The 15,476-nt window shown below is 58.7% G+C and carries 19 protein-coding genes and 1 other annotated feature; of the genes, 12 read left to right on the top strand and 7 right to left on the bottom strand.

Annotated elements, in window-relative coordinates; genetic code table 11:
- Positions 1-98: 98 nt before the first annotated feature.
- The 4 genes from NW839_RS01865 to NW839_RS01850 form a co-directional block, all read right to left on the bottom strand.
- A complete protein-coding gene (locus tag NW839_RS01865; protein ID WP_414351017.1) occupies positions 99-1,685 on the bottom strand; it encodes a mechanosensitive ion channel in 1,587 nt (528 codons plus the stop codon).
- Positions 1,686-2,244: 559 nt separating this feature from the next.
- On the bottom strand, positions 2,245-2,778 hold the full coding sequence (gene rimI, locus NW839_RS01860) for a ribosomal protein S18-alanine N-acetyltransferase (protein WP_414351014.1): 534 nt from the start codon (positions 2,776-2,778) through the stop codon (positions 2,245-2,247).
- A gap of 6 nt (positions 2,779-2,784) precedes the next feature.
- Entirely contained in the window at positions 2,785-3,234 is a 450-nt protein-coding gene (locus tag NW839_RS01855) for a hypothetical protein (protein ID WP_414351012.1), read from the bottom strand.
- A complete protein-coding gene (locus NW839_RS01850) occupies positions 3,231-4,373 on the bottom strand; it encodes a 5-(carboxyamino)imidazole ribonucleotide synthase (protein WP_414351009.1) in 1,143 nt (380 codons plus the stop codon). The genes NW839_RS01855 and NW839_RS01850 overlap by 4 nt, the downstream gene beginning before the upstream one ends.
- Positions 4,374-4,515: 142 nt before the next feature.
- Between NW839_RS01850 and NW839_RS01845 the strand changes: the two genes are divergently transcribed.
- From NW839_RS01845 to rplL, 10 genes are all read left to right on the top strand, one after another.
- The gene (locus tag NW839_RS01845) at positions 4,516-4,710 is read left to right on the top strand and encodes a hypothetical protein (protein ID WP_414329471.1); all 195 of its coding nucleotides are present in this window, start codon (positions 4,516-4,518) and stop codon (positions 4,708-4,710) included.
- 151 nt (positions 4,711-4,861) lie between these two features.
- Entirely contained in the window at positions 4,862-5,260 is a 399-nt protein-coding gene (locus NW839_RS01840; protein ID WP_414329472.1) for a hypothetical protein, read from the top strand.
- A gap of 5 nt (positions 5,261-5,265) precedes the next feature.
- Positions 5,266-6,021, top strand: coding sequence for a tRNA (guanosine(37)-N1)-methyltransferase TrmD (gene trmD, locus NW839_RS01835; RefSeq protein WP_414351007.1), 756 nt, complete (start codon positions 5,266-5,268; stop codon positions 6,019-6,021).
- 3 nt (positions 6,022-6,024) lie between these two features.
- Positions 6,025-6,402, top strand: a complete 378-nt coding sequence (locus tag NW839_RS01830; RefSeq protein ID WP_414351005.1) for a hypothetical protein — start codon at positions 6,025-6,027, stop codon at positions 6,400-6,402.
- 103 nt (positions 6,403-6,505) lie between these two features.
- On the top strand, positions 6,506-6,778 hold the full coding sequence (gene secE / locus NW839_RS01825) for a preprotein translocase subunit SecE (protein WP_414351003.1): 273 nt from the start codon (positions 6,506-6,508) through the stop codon (positions 6,776-6,778).
- 62 nt (positions 6,779-6,840) lie between these two features.
- Positions 6,841-7,506 (top strand): transcription termination/antitermination protein NusG, encoded by a 666-nt coding sequence (nusG, locus tag NW839_RS01820; protein ID WP_414342805.1) that lies wholly within the window; start codon positions 6,841-6,843, stop codon positions 7,504-7,506.
- Positions 7,507-7,515: 9 nt separating this feature from the next.
- A complete protein-coding gene (gene rplK, locus NW839_RS01815; RefSeq protein ID WP_011432849.1) occupies positions 7,516-7,941 on the top strand; it encodes a 50S ribosomal protein L11 in 426 nt (141 codons plus the stop codon).
- A gap of 106 nt (positions 7,942-8,047) precedes the next feature.
- Positions 8,048-8,758: a 50S ribosomal protein L1 gene (rplA, locus tag NW839_RS01810; RefSeq protein WP_414351001.1), complete on the top strand. Its 711-nt coding sequence runs from the start codon at positions 8,048-8,050 to the stop codon at positions 8,756-8,758.
- 79 nt (positions 8,759-8,837) lie between these two features.
- Positions 8,838-8,997, top strand: a sequence feature (ribosomal protein L10 leader region).
- Between the two features lie 58 nt (positions 8,998-9,055).
- Positions 9,056-9,619 (top strand): 50S ribosomal protein L10, encoded by a 564-nt coding sequence (gene rplJ / locus NW839_RS01805; protein ID WP_011432851.1) that lies wholly within the window; start codon positions 9,056-9,058, stop codon positions 9,617-9,619.
- A gap of 63 nt (positions 9,620-9,682) precedes the next feature.
- Entirely contained in the window at positions 9,683-10,093 is a 411-nt protein-coding gene (gene rplL / locus NW839_RS01800; RefSeq protein WP_414350999.1) for a 50S ribosomal protein L7/L12, read from the top strand.
- Here the strand turns inward: rplL and NW839_RS01795 are convergent.
- Positions 10,086-11,240 (bottom strand): Rieske 2Fe-2S domain-containing protein, encoded by a 1,155-nt coding sequence (locus tag NW839_RS01795; RefSeq protein WP_414350998.1) that lies wholly within the window; start codon positions 11,238-11,240, stop codon positions 10,086-10,088. The two genes, rplL and NW839_RS01795, sit on opposite strands and share 8 nt — an antisense overlap.
- A 264-nt stretch (positions 11,241-11,504) precedes the next feature.
- Between NW839_RS01795 and NW839_RS01790 the strand changes: the two genes are divergently transcribed.
- Positions 11,505-12,872 carry a TonB family protein gene (locus tag NW839_RS01790; protein ID WP_414350996.1) on the top strand — a complete coding sequence of 456 codons (1,368 nt, stop codon included), beginning with the start codon at positions 11,505-11,507 and terminating at the stop codon, positions 12,870-12,872.
- 69 nt (positions 12,873-12,941) lie between these two features.
- Here the strand turns inward: NW839_RS01790 and rpsU are convergent, their stop codons facing one another.
- Together rpsU and NW839_RS01780 are read right to left on the bottom strand one after the other, a co-directional pair.
- On the bottom strand, positions 12,942-13,127 hold the full coding sequence (gene rpsU / locus NW839_RS01785; protein ID WP_011432857.1) for a 30S ribosomal protein S21: 186 nt from the start codon (positions 13,125-13,127) through the stop codon (positions 12,942-12,944).
- 354 nt (positions 13,128-13,481) lie between these two features.
- The gene (locus NW839_RS01780; RefSeq protein WP_414350994.1) at positions 13,482-14,765 is read right to left on the bottom strand and encodes a trypsin-like serine protease; all 1,284 of its coding nucleotides are present in this window, start codon (positions 14,763-14,765) and stop codon (positions 13,482-13,484) included.
- Positions 14,766-14,959: 194 nt separating this feature from the next.
- On the opposite strand from NW839_RS01780, the gene NW839_RS01775 reads away from it, so the two are divergent.
- Complete coding sequence (locus NW839_RS01775) at positions 14,960-15,259, top strand: AAA family ATPase (protein ID WP_414350991.1); 300 nt, start codon at positions 14,960-14,962, stop codon at positions 15,257-15,259.
- Positions 15,260-15,476: the final 217 nt, after the last annotated feature.

Here is a 15,476-nt window from a genome sequence, read left to right as displayed (position 1 = left end):
GATCGTCTAGGTGGTAGCACAGCCGAGTGATTCTACCAAAGTCCCCCTTGGCGATATCTACAAAACCTGCTCTCACTCTCTCTTGACAAAACCTGCTCTCACTCTCTCTTGAGCCATTGCCGGATCTGCTCGGCAGCTACATCGCGACCTCCCAACCCAAAAGCCAACGCCACCGCCACGGCAATCGCCCCCAGAACCAGACCAAAAGCCAACACCACAATGTCGGTGGCCACGCCCATCTGCTGCAGGGCCATGGCGCCAACAAAAACCAAGATAGCCACCCGCGCCGCCTGGGCCAGTACCCCTGAGGAAGGGCTACCCAAGCTCTTGATCATAGAGTGGGCCAAATTGGCCAAATAAAGACCGATCCCAAACACCAGGGCGCCGATGAGCACCCGACCGGAAATCAGCAACAGCCCCTGCACAATGTCGGTTAGGGCGGCAAACTGCAGCAACTCCACTGCCGGCACCGCCCCAAACAAGACCACGCCTACCCAGACCACCAAGCCGGCGATCTCGGAGGGAGTGCGACGTTTGGCAGCGGGATCCCCTTCAGGCTCAGGAGCAGCGGCCAGGGGCAAGCCCAGCCCCGCGACCAGACGGTCAAAACCCACCGCCTGCAGCAACTGGGTTACCAAGCTGGCCAAAAATTGCCCCAGCAAGTAAAAGACGGCCAGGATCAAAGCGGATCCCGCGATCAAGGGAATGGCCCGCAACACCTGCTCCAGCATCGCCACCGCCGGATCGGAGATGGCCCGAATTTCCAAGGCATTCAGCGCCGCAATCACCGCCGGGATCAACACCAAGACATACACCACCGTCCCGACGATCTGGGCCAACTGGGGAACGCCAAAGCGTGCCCCCAACCGATTTGCCCCTGCTGCCACCAACAAATTGGAGACGATCCCACGCACGATGCGGGCCAAAAACCAGCCCACTGCACCGATGATCAGCGCTCCCAAAATCCGCGGCACCATCGACAGCAACTGATCCAGCAGGTTTTGCACCGGCTGCAGCGGCCCCTGCAGGTTCAGGGTATCCAGGATGATCGGCAAAAAGAACAGCAGAATCAGCCAGTAAAGGGCATTGCCCAAAGTTTCATTCAGCAGGAAAGGGGTGACCTCTGTACCTCCCTCTTGGCCGGTTGGGGTTCCTTCTGCACCTGCCTCACCGGCAGTGCTTTCCTGTTGCAGAGGCCGGGCCAACTGCTCATCGAGGTTGAAACGCCGCAGCCCCTGGATGACCGCCAGCCGAGCAACAGTGGCCACCACCCAGCCCACAGCCAGCAGCACCAGCGCCCCACCCACCCGTGGCAGATAAACGAAGATTTCCCCCAAAAACCTGTTGAGCGGATCGGAGACAGCTTGAAGCTGCAGGGCATTCAGTACCGCCACCAACACAAAAGCAAGAATCACCCAGTAGACGGCAGCGGCCACCCAGCGCTCCGTTTGGGGCAGCTTCTCGCCGGGCTTTTGGCCCAAAACCCAAGCAGCCAAGCGATTGTCCAGTTGCGTCCTTTTGAGCAGTCCTCTAACGCCGAAGGCTACTGCCGTGGCCACTATCCAACCCAGAATTAAGATGACAATCGCCGCAAGGAGATTGGGCATAAAATCGATAAGCCTAGACCAAAGACTGACGACAAAAGAGATGGCCTCATCTCCAATGGTGTTTCCAGAGGTGTCCATAATGATCCTCACAGCTTGAAAATGCTCAGGATGGACAGATAACAAGTGTAGGTTAACCTGAAGTGTTTTTTCAGGCAAGTTGGCCAAAGGGGGAATATGATATGAAAAATATATATTGAGGCAGAAATATCGGATCTCGAAATAAAACTTCACATTCTATTAACCCAAGGGCTCCAGCCATCAGTCAAAGCTCCGATGGGCCATCGAACGGCAAGGATCGAATTCAAGTTGTTGATACCGCAGATTATAGCTTTTCCCCACCGAGCAGGAGCTCCGTGATCAAGTCAGCGTCTCCGTTGCACGGTAGATGCGCCTGCATTGGCTAGAGCCAATGTTGCCGGAAGGAGCTGTGTCGAGCAGTTTGCATCCACAAAACGAGAGCACTTTGATGATCTATAAAAGAATCAAATACGCAATCGGCGCCCGGTCAATGTGTTGTATTGCATTGTATCGCCCGCAGTCTTGATATTCTTAGCCCATTGGCTTGCTTGTTGTCTGGCTTGAGGTGTATCCCGAAAAACGTTCACAGCCCTTCAATTTATATACAATTGACGCTTTTCTAAATCGGTTTCTTCCAATACACCAGCGCATCTTCTCCGTTGTAATACCCCTTGCGACGTCCCAGCCGTTGAAACCCTGCCGATTCGTACAGGCGGATTGCCGCTTGATTGGAAGCCTTTACCTCCAGAGTAGCCCAGCGGCAGCCTGCTGCTCTCGCTTGGTTCAGCAGTTCTTCCAGAATCCGCCGGCCCAAGCCCTGTTGCCGGTGCTCGGGATCCACCGCCAAGGAGATGATATGCGCTTCTTCTTCAATGCGCCAGAGAATGCCGAAGCCCACCAGCTCTTTTGTCGTCTGCGTCGGCGAAGTGGGGTTTGGAGAGGGAAGGGGAAACTCGGCTCGGCCCGAGCCACACGAAGCGCCAACGGCAGCGGGTTCCGCCACTACCCCAATCACCGTGCTTGTGGGTCGTTCCAGCTCCGCTCGATATCCCTGTTCTCCCCAGTATCCCCCATAGCACCGCCGATCCAGCTCCAGCAGTTGGGGCAGGGCAGTGATGTCCAACAGCTGCAGCCGATAACTCGTACCGCTCATGGTGGCCTAGTCTCGCAATTCGCAGAATTCCGCCAACAACAACTGCCCCAAGGGATCGTCATCGGGAGCCGCGTAGGGCAAGGCTCTGCGGCTGATGCTCAAGATGTTGCCCCCCGATTGGGGATGGTGCTCCGCACCGCTTTCGCGAACAGGCTTGAGTTCGTAGTCGATCCCTTCGGTGAAGCCGGCTTCCTGTAGGTAGTCTTGGGCGGCTTTGAGGATCCCTTCTCGCAGTTGCGCTTTGACCGCAGGGGCCATGAGGTGGCGAACAAACCACTGGGCGCTGGCGGGATCCACCTCGGCCAGGTATTGGAGGGCAGGGGTCAACACAGCAGGGCGCTCTTGAGGGGACAAGCCGTTCACCTGCTGAGCTACCGCGGGCACATCCCGCCGTTGCATCGCCTGGATCAGGGCTTGTGTGGCTGGAGAAAATGAGGGATCCGACACTTGGCTCATGGCTGGGGGTACCAGAGGGATTCGAGGGTGCGGACAAGGGCTGCTGCTTCGAAAGGAGAGGGAGCAGTCGGCAGACAGACGGTTACATGGCCCAGTTTCCGCCCTGGGCGGGCAGGGGTTTTGTGGTACCAATGCACCGTGGCATTGGGGAGCTGGGCCAGGCGCTGCCGCTTTTCTGCGTAATCGCCGGTGGAATGCTCATAGCCCAAGAGGTTCACCATCACTGCCCCCCCACACTTGAGGGAGGGATCCCCCAAGGGCAGGCCGAGGATGGCCCGCAGGTGTTGCTCGAATTGTGAGGTGTGGCAGGCTTCCAGGGTGTAGTGGCCGGAATTGTGGACCCGCGGCGAGATTTCGTTGATCCAGATCCCGGCCTTGGGGTGGGGCGGCGGCACCCAGAACAGCTCGATGCCAAACACGCCAACTGCACCCAATTTTTCCATCAGATCGGCTGCCAAGCGCCGGATCTCGGCCTCGGTGGTTGGGGGGATGCGGGCAGGCACCAGGACATGGCGGCAGATTTGCTCAATCTGCACAGTTTCCACCACCGGATAAACCCGGATCTCTCCCTTCAGCCCCCGCGCTACCATCACCGCCAGCTCCCGCTCGAACGGGATCCATTCCTCCAGCAATAGCGGGATCCCCTCAGATTGGCTAAGGGCCTGCTGCAAAGCCGCTCGCTCGTGCAAGATGCGGGTGCCCTGCCCATCGTAGCCCTGTCGCCGTCGCTTGAGCACCACCGGAAAGCCCAACCCGGCCAGGTCTGCCGAATCCAACACCGCCTCCAGCGGAAAAAAAGTCGGCACCGGCAACCCCAACCGCGCCAGAAACTGCCGTTGGTGCAACTTGTCCAGCAGCGGCTCTAGCGTGCTGAGGCTGGGACGAAAGCGGGATCCCTCCGGATCCAGTTTTTTCAGCTCCGGCAGAGGGATAAACTCGTTTTCAAAAGTAACCACCGGGCAGCGCTCCAACAACTGGGCCGTGGCCTGGCTGTCGGCTGTGGATCCCCAAACCACCCCATCGGCCACTGCCACCGCCGGATCGGTGGGAGCAGCAGCCTGCACCACCAGCGGGATCCCCATCTGGCGAGCTGCCAAGGCCAACATCTGCGCCAACTGCCCGCCGCCAATCACCCCCACAGGTTGGGATCTCTGGTCTTTTGAGGATACCTGGGTTTCCACAGCCGTACCGTTATACTGGGTGGTGGGCCGCTGTCCATTGCTTTTTGGATCCAGAACCCCATTATGGGACCCCTTGCCCTCCAGCGCTAGGAGAAAAACGGTGGAACCCTCTCAACCCTCTGAGCTGAGAGCTCTAATCAACCGGGCTTTGGCGGACAAAGTCTTGACTCGCGCCGAGCAACAGCAGATTCTCAGTGCCGTCATGGCCGATCAAGAAATTTCCCCAGAAGAGCACGAACTGCTGGAATCGATTGTGGAGCGCCTAAACAGTGGCGAGATCCGCGCTGTCGATTGAGCCCTGCCTTAAGACTGAGAGTGTCCCTAGGATTTTGGAGAATTAGATCCCAGTCTGTCCTTCGGCGCTGGGTATTCAGTCTGCAATGCTTGGGTCAATCCCGGTGGGTGGATCGCCTAGAATAATCCACAACCCACCTCTTTCTGCTGCCATGAGTTCTCACTCTTCAGATTGGTTCACGCGGGCTCGCCACATTTTTTACGGCACGGCCACCGCTTTGGTGGAGATCCTGCAAGACCCGGAAAAGCGCACCGAAAACCTCAACCGCCTTTCGATGGACTTGGGACAACTGGCGGCGGAGCTGGAGCAAAAGGGAGAGTTGATCGAGCAGGAGGCAGTTCGTTACGTTGAGAGTCTCAGGGATCCAGCCGCCAACGCCCCCTCGGCAAGTCCTGACTCTGAAGCGCCTGTCGAGAATGCTCCCCCGACACCAGCTTCCTCCCCCAACAAGCCGGCTATCTCCAGAGAAGAGATGGCTGAGTTGATGGAGCTGATCCATCAGATTGAGTCCTTGCGCCTGGATTTGGAGCGGTTGCGCACCTCGTCCTGAGTCCTGTGCGGTTCGATATCCTTACCCTTTTCCCCGAATTTTTTGAAACGCCGCTGCGCATTGGGCTGGTGGGCAAAGCCCTACAGCAGGGGATCGCCGAAGTCCACTGCACCAATCCACGCGACTTCGCCACCGATAAGCACCGCCGTGTCGATGATGAGCCCTACGGGGGTGGGGTGGGCATGGTGCTCAAGCCAGAGCCTTTCTTCGCTGCTGTCGCCTCCCTGCCCCGGTTGGATCCCTGCGAGATCATTCTGCTGACGCCCCAGGGGCAACCGCTAAACCAGGCGCTGCTGCAGGAGCTGGCCCAGAAGGCGCAGCTGATCCTGCTGTGTGGCCAGTACGAAGGCTTTGACGAACGCATCCGGGAACACTTGGCTACCCGTGAAGTGTCGCTGGGGGATTTTGTCCTGACGGGGGGGGAAATTCCGGCGCTGGCCCTGATCAACGGCGTGGTGAGGCTCTTGCCGGGCACCGTAGGCAAGGTAGACTCGTTAAAGAGCGAAAGCTTCCAGGCGGGGCTGTTGGACTATCCTCAATACACCCGCCCGGCAGAGTTTCAGGGGCACAAGGTGCCGCCGGTACTCCTCTCAGGCGACCATCAAGCAATTGCCCGTTGGCGTCTGCAGCAGCAGCTGGTTCGAACCTGGCAAAGGCGGCCAGACCTGTTGGCCAAGCGCCCCTTGACCGCCGAAGAGCAGCAGTTGTTGGTAGAGGGGCTGGCGGAGCAGCACCCTCGTGTAAACGAAGCGGAGAAATAAATCATGCTCGGCAAGCTTCTCAACCGTCTCCTGAATCCATCGCCCGTCTGCTGGCGTGGGATCCCCTCGCCCCCAGTGCTGCTTCTGGTGGGAATGGCCTTGAGCTCGGTTCTGAGCGGTTCTGGGGTGGCCCTGGCCCAAAGCGGAAGTGTCAACGATGCCATTCGCCGCGACAGCAATCCCCCTCTGTTGGATGGCACCAGCATCAACGTCAACGATCTCTTCCGGGCTGCCGACTTCCTCTCCCGCCAGAATGCTGCTTCCCGCTGGGACGGCAAGGCCAGCGTTGATGCTGCTGTGGAGCAATTTAACCAATCCCGCCGCCGCTCCCTCCCGCTTTCTCCCGGTTCCTTGGCACCTGAGCCCACCCCCACTCCCTAAGGTTGGATCCCATTCCCGGTAAATCTGTTAGGATCGCAAAGCCGATCCCGTGCCTGCTGAAATGCGGTACACCGTTTTCGGGATCCATTAGGAGAACACCGCCGTGGTTAAGAGCACCCCCTCCAGCAAAGCCGATACGGAACAGCGTTTGGATCCCGCCAGCCGGGGCCACTCCAAAGACAGTTCCACCGCACCCAAAGGGATCCTGGGTTTTATTCAAGAGACCCGCACAGAATTAAGCAAGATTGTTTGGCCGAGCCGCCGGCAATTGATCGGCGAGTCGGTAGGGGTCTTACTGATTGTGTTGGCTTTTGCTTCCTTCATCTACCTGGTCGATCAAGTGTTTGCTTGGGTAGCCACTCAGCTGTTCTTGTGATGTTCTGTCCTGAGGGGCAAGAGAGTCATGTTCAAGGATGGCTACAGGGAGGATGTGAGGTGATGAGGCCAGAGCAGCAGCGAAAACGTCGTGGGGGCCGTGTGGAGCACTTTGAGCCTGCAGACGCGATCCCGGAACCGGACGAGGGGGAAGGTCAAGAGCGTCGCAACCTGCGCTGGTACGCCGTGCAGGTGGCCTCAGGCTGCGAAAACAAAGTGAAGAGCACCCTGATGCAACGGGCGGCTGCTTTGGATGTGGCGGATCAAATTGTCGAGGTGGTGATCCCGAAGCGAACGGGCTTCAAGCTGGATCGAACCGGCAAGCGCCAGGAGCAAGAGGAGAAGATTTTTCCCGGCTATGTCCTGGTACGCATGGACATGAACGACGACACTTGGATGGTGGTGAAAACAACCCCCAATGTGATCAACTTTGTTGGCACGGAAGAAAAACGGGCCTACGGTCGCGGTCGGGGGCATGTTACACCGCGTCCCCTCAGCCAAAGCGAAGTCCAGCGCATCTTCAGCAGCGTCGAGGTGGAGGAAGTGCCCCTCAAAATCGACATGGCCCCTGGGGATCGCATCGAGGTGCTATCCGGCCCCTTCCAGGGTTTCTACGGCGAGGTGGTGGAGGTCAGCCCAGAACGGGGCAAGCTCAAGGCGTTGATCTCGATTTTCGGGCGCGATACCCCGGTAGAATTAGAGTTTGGTCAAGTGCGAAAAGAGGTGTAACTGCGTTTCATGGCTAAGAAGTTGGTGGCCGTGGTCAAGTTGGCCATTCAGGCGGGCAAGGCCACCCCCGCTCCCCCCATTGGCCCAGCCTTGGGTCAACACGGGGTCAACATCATGGCCTTTTGTAAGGAGTACAACGCCAAGACGGCGGATCAGGCCGGGATGGTGGTACCGGTTGAGATCTCCATCTTCGAGGATCGCAGCTTTACCTTCGTCCTCAAGACGCCGCCGGCTTCGGTGTTGATCAAGAAGGCTCTGGGCATTGAGTCTGGCTCCAGCGAGCCCCACAAAACCAAGGTGGGATCCCTGACCCGAGCTCAACTGCGCCAGATCGCCGAGCAGAAGCTGCCGGATTTGAATGCCCACGATGTGGAGGCGGCCATGAAAATTATTGCCGGAACTGCTCGCAGCATGGGGGTGACGGTGGTGGATTGATGGAGGGATCCCTTGCCCGGTCTGAGGTGTTCACGGTCTTGAAAAAGTTGTTCTAGCAAACCACTGTGGGGGAGAGAAGTTCTCGCCAGTACCCCGAGGAGAAACGATGGCTCGAAAGCTTTCCAAACGTATGCAGGCTTTGCGGGAGAAGGTGAAGCCCATTGCCTATGCTCCCGAAGCGGCTTTGGCCCTGATGAAAGAGACGGCCACCGCCAAATTTGAAGAGGCGGCAGAGGTTCACATCCGCCTGGGGATCGATCCCAAGTACGCCGACCAACAACTGCGCACCACTGTGGTCTTGCCCAGGGGCACCGGCCAAGAAATCCGAGTGGCGGTGATTGCCCGCGGCGAGAAAGTGGTGGAGGCCCAAAATGCAGGGGCGGATCGGGTTGGCTATGAAGACCTGATCGAGGAAATCGGCAAGGGAGTTATAGATTTTGACCTTCTGATCGCCACCCCCGATGTGATGCCCCAAGTGGCCAAGCTGGGGCGGCTGTTGGGGCCGCGCGGCCTCATGCCCTCTCCCAAGGGGGGAACGGTGACCATGGATCTGGCCCAGGCGATCAAAGAGTTTAAAGCCGGCAAGCTGGAGTATCGGGCAGATCGCACCGGCATTGTGCATTTGATCTTCGGCAAGTGCAAGTTCCCCGTCGAAGCTCTGCTGGAGAACCTAAAGGCAGTGCAGGAGTCCATCGATCGCAACCGTCCCTCTGGAGCCAAGGGCAAGTATTGGCGAACCCTACACGTTTCTGCTACAATGGGCCCCTCGATTGAGGTTGATATCAATGCCCTGCGGGAGCTGAAGTTGGCGACCTAAGCCTGGCTTCGGCGCTGCGATGGGTTGAAAAGGGTTTGAGTGAGTGTAATTTGGAGGAGGATCCCGGCAGAACATCTTTCCCCAGTCGAATAGCAAGCCGAAGACAGCAGGTGCCCGCGGGCTTAATCTCCTGCCGAGGTTTGAGCGAAGTTCAAAGGGATCCCTTCTTGGATCGCTTTTGATGGTGCGCTTATCTCCATGCGTCTCGGCCACGGCTGGGACGCATTCTGTTTGGCAGAACCCAGATTCACCACCCGTTAACCCTGGGTGACCATTGACAACAAAGGAGGTGAGCGCATGGGCAAGCAACCTTTAGCGAAGAAAGCGGAGATCGTCGATAAAGTCCGATCCCTGCTGCAGGCCAGCCAAATGGTGCTGGTGATCGACTACAAGGGGCTGACCGTTGCGGAGATGGACCAACTGCGGGCAGAGCTGCGCAAGTCGGATTCGGTTTGCATGGTTGTTAAGAATACCCTGATGCGGCGAGCCATCGCCGACCAAAAAGCTTGGGCAGGGATCATTCCCTTTTTGGCGGGGCCGACGGCCTTTATCTTGATTCGGGGCGATATTTCAGCCGCCCTGAAGGCGTATCAAGATTTTGCCAAGCAAACCAAGAAAACCGAGTTCCGCGGTGCTGGCATTGAAGGGCTATCCCTGACCTTGGAGCAGGCCAAGGCCATCGCCGAGCTACCGCCCAAGGAAGTGCTCATGGCCCAAGTGGCGGGCAGCCTCAAGTCGGTGGCCACCGGCCTGGCGGTCGGGCTCAATGCTGTGCCCACGCAAGTGGCGCGCGGTATCCACGAGATCCCAGCCTCTCTGGGGCGGGCCATCCGGGCCATTGCCGACAAGGAGGCTGCCTAAAGGGCTTCGGTTCATCAGCCCAAACCTGTGTATCGATTCTGTTACCCCCAAGGAGAAACCATCATGTCTTCAGAGCGCGTTGCAAAGATTTTGGAAGAGTTGAAAGCCTTGAGCTTGCTGGAAGCTTCCGAGCTGGTGAAAGCCATCGAGGAAACCTTTGGCGTCAGTGCAGCAGCCCCAGCCGGCGGCATGGTCATGGCAGCTCCTGTGGCAGCGGCGGCGGCAGCTCCGGCGGCAGCCCCTGAGCCGGTGGAAGAGCAAACTGCCTTTGATGTCATCCTCGAGGCTGTGCCAGCCGACAAGAAGATCGCCATCCTCAAGGTGGTGCGCGAGTTGACCGGCTTGGGTCTGAAGGATGCCAAAGATCTGGTCGAGGCGGCTCCCAAACCCGTCAAAGAAGGAGTTCCCAAGGAGGAAGCCAACGACATCAAGAAAAAGCTGGAAGAAGCCGGCGCCACCGTCAAGATCAAGTAGTTCCAGTTACGAGGAGAGCGCCTCTCCCTGCTCTGACGAGGAATCTAATCAAGACTCTCAAACCCAAGGGGGGCTGCTCCGGCCCCTCTTTTGGGTCTGCCCGACCATTGGCGTGGGTTCGGGATCCCTGTCCCCTGCTGCGTCGCACTTCCACCTCTCCGTGGGCTTTCAAAAGGGCAGCCAGCTTGCGACGCATGACGATGCTGGGTTTATCGGTAAACATGTGCTGCTCCGCCTTGATATCGAGGGGAACGTCATAGTCGGTGCTTTCCAGAACCCGTTGATCCTCAAGGGTCACCTGCCGATCGAAGGCGATGATACTCTCAGCACTCACCTCTGCTTCCGAATCGTTGCGTAAACAGAATTGCACCACCTGCGAGGTTTGGTCGTCGATGGGGGTAGCCGCTGTGAAAATGATGTGGATGAGGCCGTTGGGGTAGGTGATTTTGAGCTTGCGACCAAAAGGCATAAACCAGGTGCCCTCCAGGATACGCACTGTGCGATCCTCTGACATCCGCAAGTTTTGCTTCTGCAAGTCACTGTTGAACACCGGCAAAACAGAGGTGGCCCGAAGGCCATATTCCAGTTCTTCAAGGCTGTCCAGATCTGGGGGTACAGGCTCGGAGATCACCCCAAAGCTCTGGTGATGGACGAAGTGGGGATGGGCATTGTCAAAGGAGTTTTCCATCAGGCGCAGGCCGGCGCATTTCCAGACCTCATAGAACTGATGAATTTGGCGAAACCGGGGATCCGCCACCTCTGAGATCTCGGGAATATCGGTCAAGGGATCCGCCAATGCCACCCAAACATAGCCATAGCGCTCTTGGCAGCGAAACCCCTCCACCTTGTAGGTAGGGGGGATGAAGTTGTCTGTAAGTTGGGGCACCTTCACACAGGTGCCGGAGCCGTCAAATTCCCAGCCGTGATAGGGGCAGCGGATGTGGCCATTGCAAACAACCCCTTTGGAAAGTTGGGCCGAGCGATGGCAGCAACGATCCAAGACGGCGCAAGGCTGCCCTGACTCATTGAGCCAAAGCACCAGAGGAGTCTTCAGCAGCGTGAAAGCTTGTGGGCCGGTTTCCAGGGCCGACATCGGGATCACGGGGTACCAAAACCGCCTCAGGACAGGTTGCTGGGTAACAAGCATAAACCCGCTCCACAAGCTCTAGTTCGGAGAATCATGAGCTGGCTTTTCGTGAGCCTAGGTGGCTCAAAGCACCGCCCCCCGTGAAAAAGATAGGCGTTGAAATGGCAGAAGTCCGTATAAGCCAACACAGCTTTGCCCTGCCACAGCGGTCGCGTTTGGACATCGACAACTCCCCCTCTATCCAGAGATGGGCTATTGATTGAGGGAAGTAGAAAAGTGTCGGTGGGCTTCTGTTGGCATGTGGCTGTGGGGAGAGGTGGAAAGGTGCAAAACGAATTGAACCCCAACCGAGATCTCCGTAACACAGGGATCCCGGCCCAACCTACTGCAGAGTCCACCTCCCCCAAACCAGAACCGGCTGCTGAGAGCCAGGCAAATTGCTTGACAGACGGAGAGGTGGATCCAGAGCCCCGCCTCAGCCGTTCTCAACAAGAACGACAGCAGGAACGCCGCTCCTTACCTTGGCGCCTGGGGCTGGCCAACGTGCTCTCGGCAGGGTTGCATTTCATGGCGATGAGCTGGATGGGTTGGCGGCCTGGGATCCCGGAGGAGGAGATAATCTCCTTTCAGTGGGTGGAGGTGGCAGACGAGCCGCCCCCAGAGCCGCAGTGGATTGCGCCCGTCTCCGCCCGTGAGTCCGGTGTCTCTGAACCTCAGGATCACGTATCGGTGCGGCAGTCGCAAGTGGCCAATCCAGGTGAATGGGTAGAGGTCACTTCTGCAACGGCACAGCCTTTGGTTGCCTCAGCCGCAGGGAGTCCTGTCCCTGAGATCCTTTCTCCGCCGACAAGGGAGCTTGAGGTGCCCCAGCCCGCCCGGAACTCTGCCTCTCCTCAGCAGCAGCCAGAGGCCAGGTTAGAAAATCTGTCAGCGGGTTTAGCAGCTCTGGAGCAGGCAGTTGCCGATCACAATTGGGCAGAGGCGCTACATCTGACGGAAGAATGGCTGGATCACTGGCCTCTGTCCTCTCTGCAGCGCCAGCAACTGCAGGACTATCGTCAGCATCTGCAAAGCCTACTGGCTACCTCCTCGGCAGCAGCAGTGGAGACCAAATCGGCTCAGATCTCTCCTGCTCAATCCCTCAAGCCTCAACCCGAAAGAGCAGCAAGTTCTCCTGAGGTTTTGCCACAACCCCACCTGTCGGCTCCAGCGGATCCGCATCCAACTTCCCCCTCTCCAGAGCCGATCGCAGCCCCGTTGGAAGAGCCTTCTCCCACCTTGCCCCCGACTTTTCCGACCGGATCCCACAGCTCCAGCCTTGGTCGCACCAGTGGGATCGAGTCCTCGCGGGCAGGCCCACCCAGCCTCAATGCCACCGCCGATCCGGATTGGGGAGACTACTTGGCTCAATTTCAGGAAAGGGTTCGCCAACACTGGATGGTACGGCGGGCATCCGGATCCTACGTAACGGTGGTGCAGGTGCGTCTGGATCGACAGGGATCCCTGCGGGAACTGCGCCTGCAAACCCCCTCAGAAGATCCCCTGTTGGATGCAGCCGTGCTCAGTGCCATCCAGCGCTCAGCCCCCTTTGCTCCTTTGCCCGAGAGCTATGTTGGCGAAGAACTGATGCTGGAAATTAACGTGTTGAGCGGATCCCTGCAGGCTGGCCCAACCCAGATTCCGAGAAACTAACGTCAGAACCTCAGGCAGGGCTACAAGCCCTGTTCAGAGGGGTTCAGATTTCCGAGTGTCGGCAATGGCCTAGGCCATAGATTTGCGGCGGTTGCGCCGGACGGCCACCGCTTTGCGCTTGCGCTTTTCTAGGTTGGTTTCAAAGTGCCGATGGTTGCGCAAATCCCGCAAAATGCCCGCCTTAGAAACCTGGCGCTTGAAGCGGCGCAGCGCCGATTCGATCCCTTCGTTTTCGCCAATCGTCACTTGGGTCATAGGAAAGACATCTCCTCCGTCAATCAAATGGGTTTGGTTACAACAGGGATCCCTATCGTGACATACTCCCGACTCCGACTGCTGGCGGTACGGAGCGGGCTTCTCGCTTCATTGGGGAGCTAGTGCAAGAACCCCCCACGAGCAGACACGGGATGCCCCACCGCGTAGCTGTACCAGATTCCGGCAATGCCGTTTTGCACAGCCAGGTTGATTATAGAACAGGGGATGTCCGCCTTTCATTCCGACCCTCGTCCTACGGACAGAGGGCAGGGCTTCAAGGACTCCGTCCCGCTAGCGCGAACGGCGGCCTAGCTAAACGATCGCCACACCACTGCTTGCTGCCACAGTTCGTGTTCACTGCGCCCGGCTGCCAAAGTTGAGCCCCGCAACCACCTCACCTTCCCTCAAATTGACAACGAATGAAGCAGTTGTCCCGGTGGGGGGTGGAGGGGAGGGTGGTGCTGGAGTTGGGCTGGGGGCACTGCCGATTACCGATTGCACAAAACCGGCGAAGCTAGACACCCGCGTATACACCCCATAGAAATTGGGCTGGGCGCAGCCGATGCCAAAACTGGTGATTCCGGCCAGGGCAAAACCCGTGCCACTGGACACAATCAAAGGCCCACCGCTATCAGCCTGACACGTATCGACTCCTCCCTGGGGAAAGCCGGCGCAGAGCATGGTATCTAAAATGGTGCCATTGTAGGATTGGGGCGCGTTGCACACCTCGTTGGCGACAATGGGAACTTCAGCCTGCTGTAGAGCCCCGGGAAAGCCGCTGGGCTCCTCCTCGAGACGGGGGAAGGTGGCTCCCCAGCCAAGGATGGTGGCGAGAGTACCAGGGGCAGTCAGGTTGGTTTGGTTGGGCTGCACCAGCGGCAGGGTAGGCAGGTCCACTGGCCGAGAGAGGCGCACCAGGGCAATGTCATTCCCCCCCTCTGTCCCTCGTAGGGGGTCGTAGTTGGGGTGGATAACAATTTGCGCAGCCTGAATTCGCTGGCCGGCACCGATTTGCAAGACGGTGGTACCCAACAGCAGATCCAGACTTTGGACATCCACGGCCGGCTCGCCTTGGTCGTCGAAAAAGCAGTGGGCAGCGGTAACTACCCACTCCGGCGCGATCAGGGATCCGCCGCAAAACTGCGCTTGAAAAGGATCCGGCTCAGCCGCGTTCAGCAAGGCCACCATCCAGGGAAAGGCCCCTTCGGGAGCAGGTCTGCCGCCCACAATCCGCTCCAGCCCCAAGCCTGAGCGCGGCGTGGTGAAGATTCGCCCTGGGGGCAAAAGGGCGGTGACGCGGTAGGTGCCAGGGGGCAAGTTGGAGAAGCGAAAGTTACCGCTGGCATCGCTGACGGTGCTGGGCTCCCCCGGGTCGAGGCGGCCATTGCCGTTTAAGTCCAAAAAGGTGGCGATGCCCGGCAGCCCCGGCTCCCCCGGATCCCGCAGCCCATTGCCGTTGAGATCGTCGAAATGGGATCCCTCAATTCGTCCTGTGGGAGGAGCTGAGACTGGGGGAAGCGGGCGACTGGAACCCCCGCCGCCACAGGCGCTTATGCTCAGGGCCAGACACAACCCCAGCGGAATAGACCAAGAGCGAGCCAAGCCCAAGGAGGAATGGGATCGCGAGAGATGAGGCATGGTCAGATTCTCCAAAGCCAGCCGGTTATGCCAGCCAAGGATATCCTACCGGCGAAGCCTAAAGATTGCGGAACCGGGAACGCTTCCCCCCGCGCCCGGCTCTTCCGATTTGCCCCAAGACCCCAATGCCCACTTTAGCCTCTTGCCGCCTGCGCAACTGGGCAGTAAAACCAGGGTGGGAGGGTGTGTGGCAGATGAATATCGCGGTCTTGGGGTTCAAAGGGGGCGTGGGCAAAACCACTACAGCGGTGCATTTGGCCCTCTACCTTCAGCAAAAACAAGGGGCAGCTCCTGCGGGTGGGTCGGGGATGGCCCTGTTGATCGACGCCGATCCCAATCGCTCGGCCTCTCGCTGGGCAGAACGGGGATCATCCTTTCCTATCAAGGTATTGGCCGGGGATCCCACCACTCCCACGCCCACAGGCTTTCAGCACACGGTGATTGACACCCCTGCCCGTCCCACCCCGGAACAGTTACCAAAAAACTGGGTCTAAAGCCCCGCCCTAAGGCCTACGGCCCGCTGACGCGACCAGGGCGGCTTTTATCTTGCTAACCTGCGCTAGAGTGGGCCCATGCGCGTCCTCGAAGCCAAGCTCCTCAACGGCACAGCCCAGCAGTACCAAGCCCTGGATGAGGCCATCCGGACTGCCCAGTTCGTGCGCAACAAGTGCCTGCGCCACTGGATGGATCATCAGGGGGTGAACAGGGCCA

The sequence above is a fragment of the Synechococcus sp. R5-15 genome, assembly GCF_047462035.1.
Taxonomy (GTDB): Bacteria; Cyanobacteriota; Cyanobacteriia; order Thermostichales; family Thermostichaceae; genus Thermostichus.
The sequence above is the reverse complement of the archived record's forward strand: the minus strand, read 5'-3'. Positions and strand labels throughout refer to the sequence as shown.

Coding starts and splice junctions, on each gene's coding strand:
- NW839_RS01865 (WP_414351017.1), bottom strand. CDS start 1,685: ATGGACACCTCTGGAAACACCATTGGAGATGAGGCCATCTCTTTTGTC.
- rimI (WP_414351014.1), bottom strand. CDS start 2,778: ATGAGCGGTACGAGTTATCGGCTGCAGCTGTTGGACATCACTGCCCTG.
- NW839_RS01855 (WP_414351012.1), bottom strand. CDS start 3,234: ATGAGCCAAGTGTCGGATCCCTCATTTTCTCCAGCCACACAAGCCCTG.
- NW839_RS01840 (WP_414329472.1), top strand. CDS start 4,862: ATGAGTTCTCACTCTTCAGATTGGTTCACGCGGGCTCGCCACATTTTT.
- NW839_RS01830 (WP_414351005.1), top strand. CDS start 6,025: ATGCTCGGCAAGCTTCTCAACCGTCTCCTGAATCCATCGCCCGTCTGC.
- nusG (WP_414342805.1), top strand. CDS start 6,841: ATGAGGCCAGAGCAGCAGCGAAAACGTCGTGGGGGCCGTGTGGAGCAC.
- rplK (WP_011432849.1), top strand. CDS start 7,516: ATGGCTAAGAAGTTGGTGGCCGTGGTCAAGTTGGCCATTCAGGCGGGC.
- rplA (WP_414351001.1), top strand. CDS start 8,048: ATGGCTCGAAAGCTTTCCAAACGTATGCAGGCTTTGCGGGAGAAGGTG.
- rplJ (WP_011432851.1), top strand. CDS start 9,056: ATGGGCAAGCAACCTTTAGCGAAGAAAGCGGAGATCGTCGATAAAGTC.
- rplL (WP_414350999.1), top strand. CDS start 9,683: ATGTCTTCAGAGCGCGTTGCAAAGATTTTGGAAGAGTTGAAAGCCTTG.
- NW839_RS01795 (WP_414350998.1), bottom strand. CDS start 11,240: ATGCTTGTTACCCAGCAACCTGTCCTGAGGCGGTTTTGGTACCCCGTG.
- rpsU (WP_011432857.1), bottom strand. CDS start 13,127: ATGACCCAAGTGACGATTGGCGAAAACGAAGGGATCGAATCGGCGCTG.
- NW839_RS01780 (WP_414350994.1), bottom strand. CDS start 14,765: ATGCCTCATCTCTCGCGATCCCATTCCTCCTTGGGCTTGGCTCGCTCT.
- NW839_RS01775 (WP_414350991.1), top strand. CDS start 14,960: ATGAATATCGCGGTCTTGGGGTTCAAAGGGGGCGTGGGCAAAACCACT.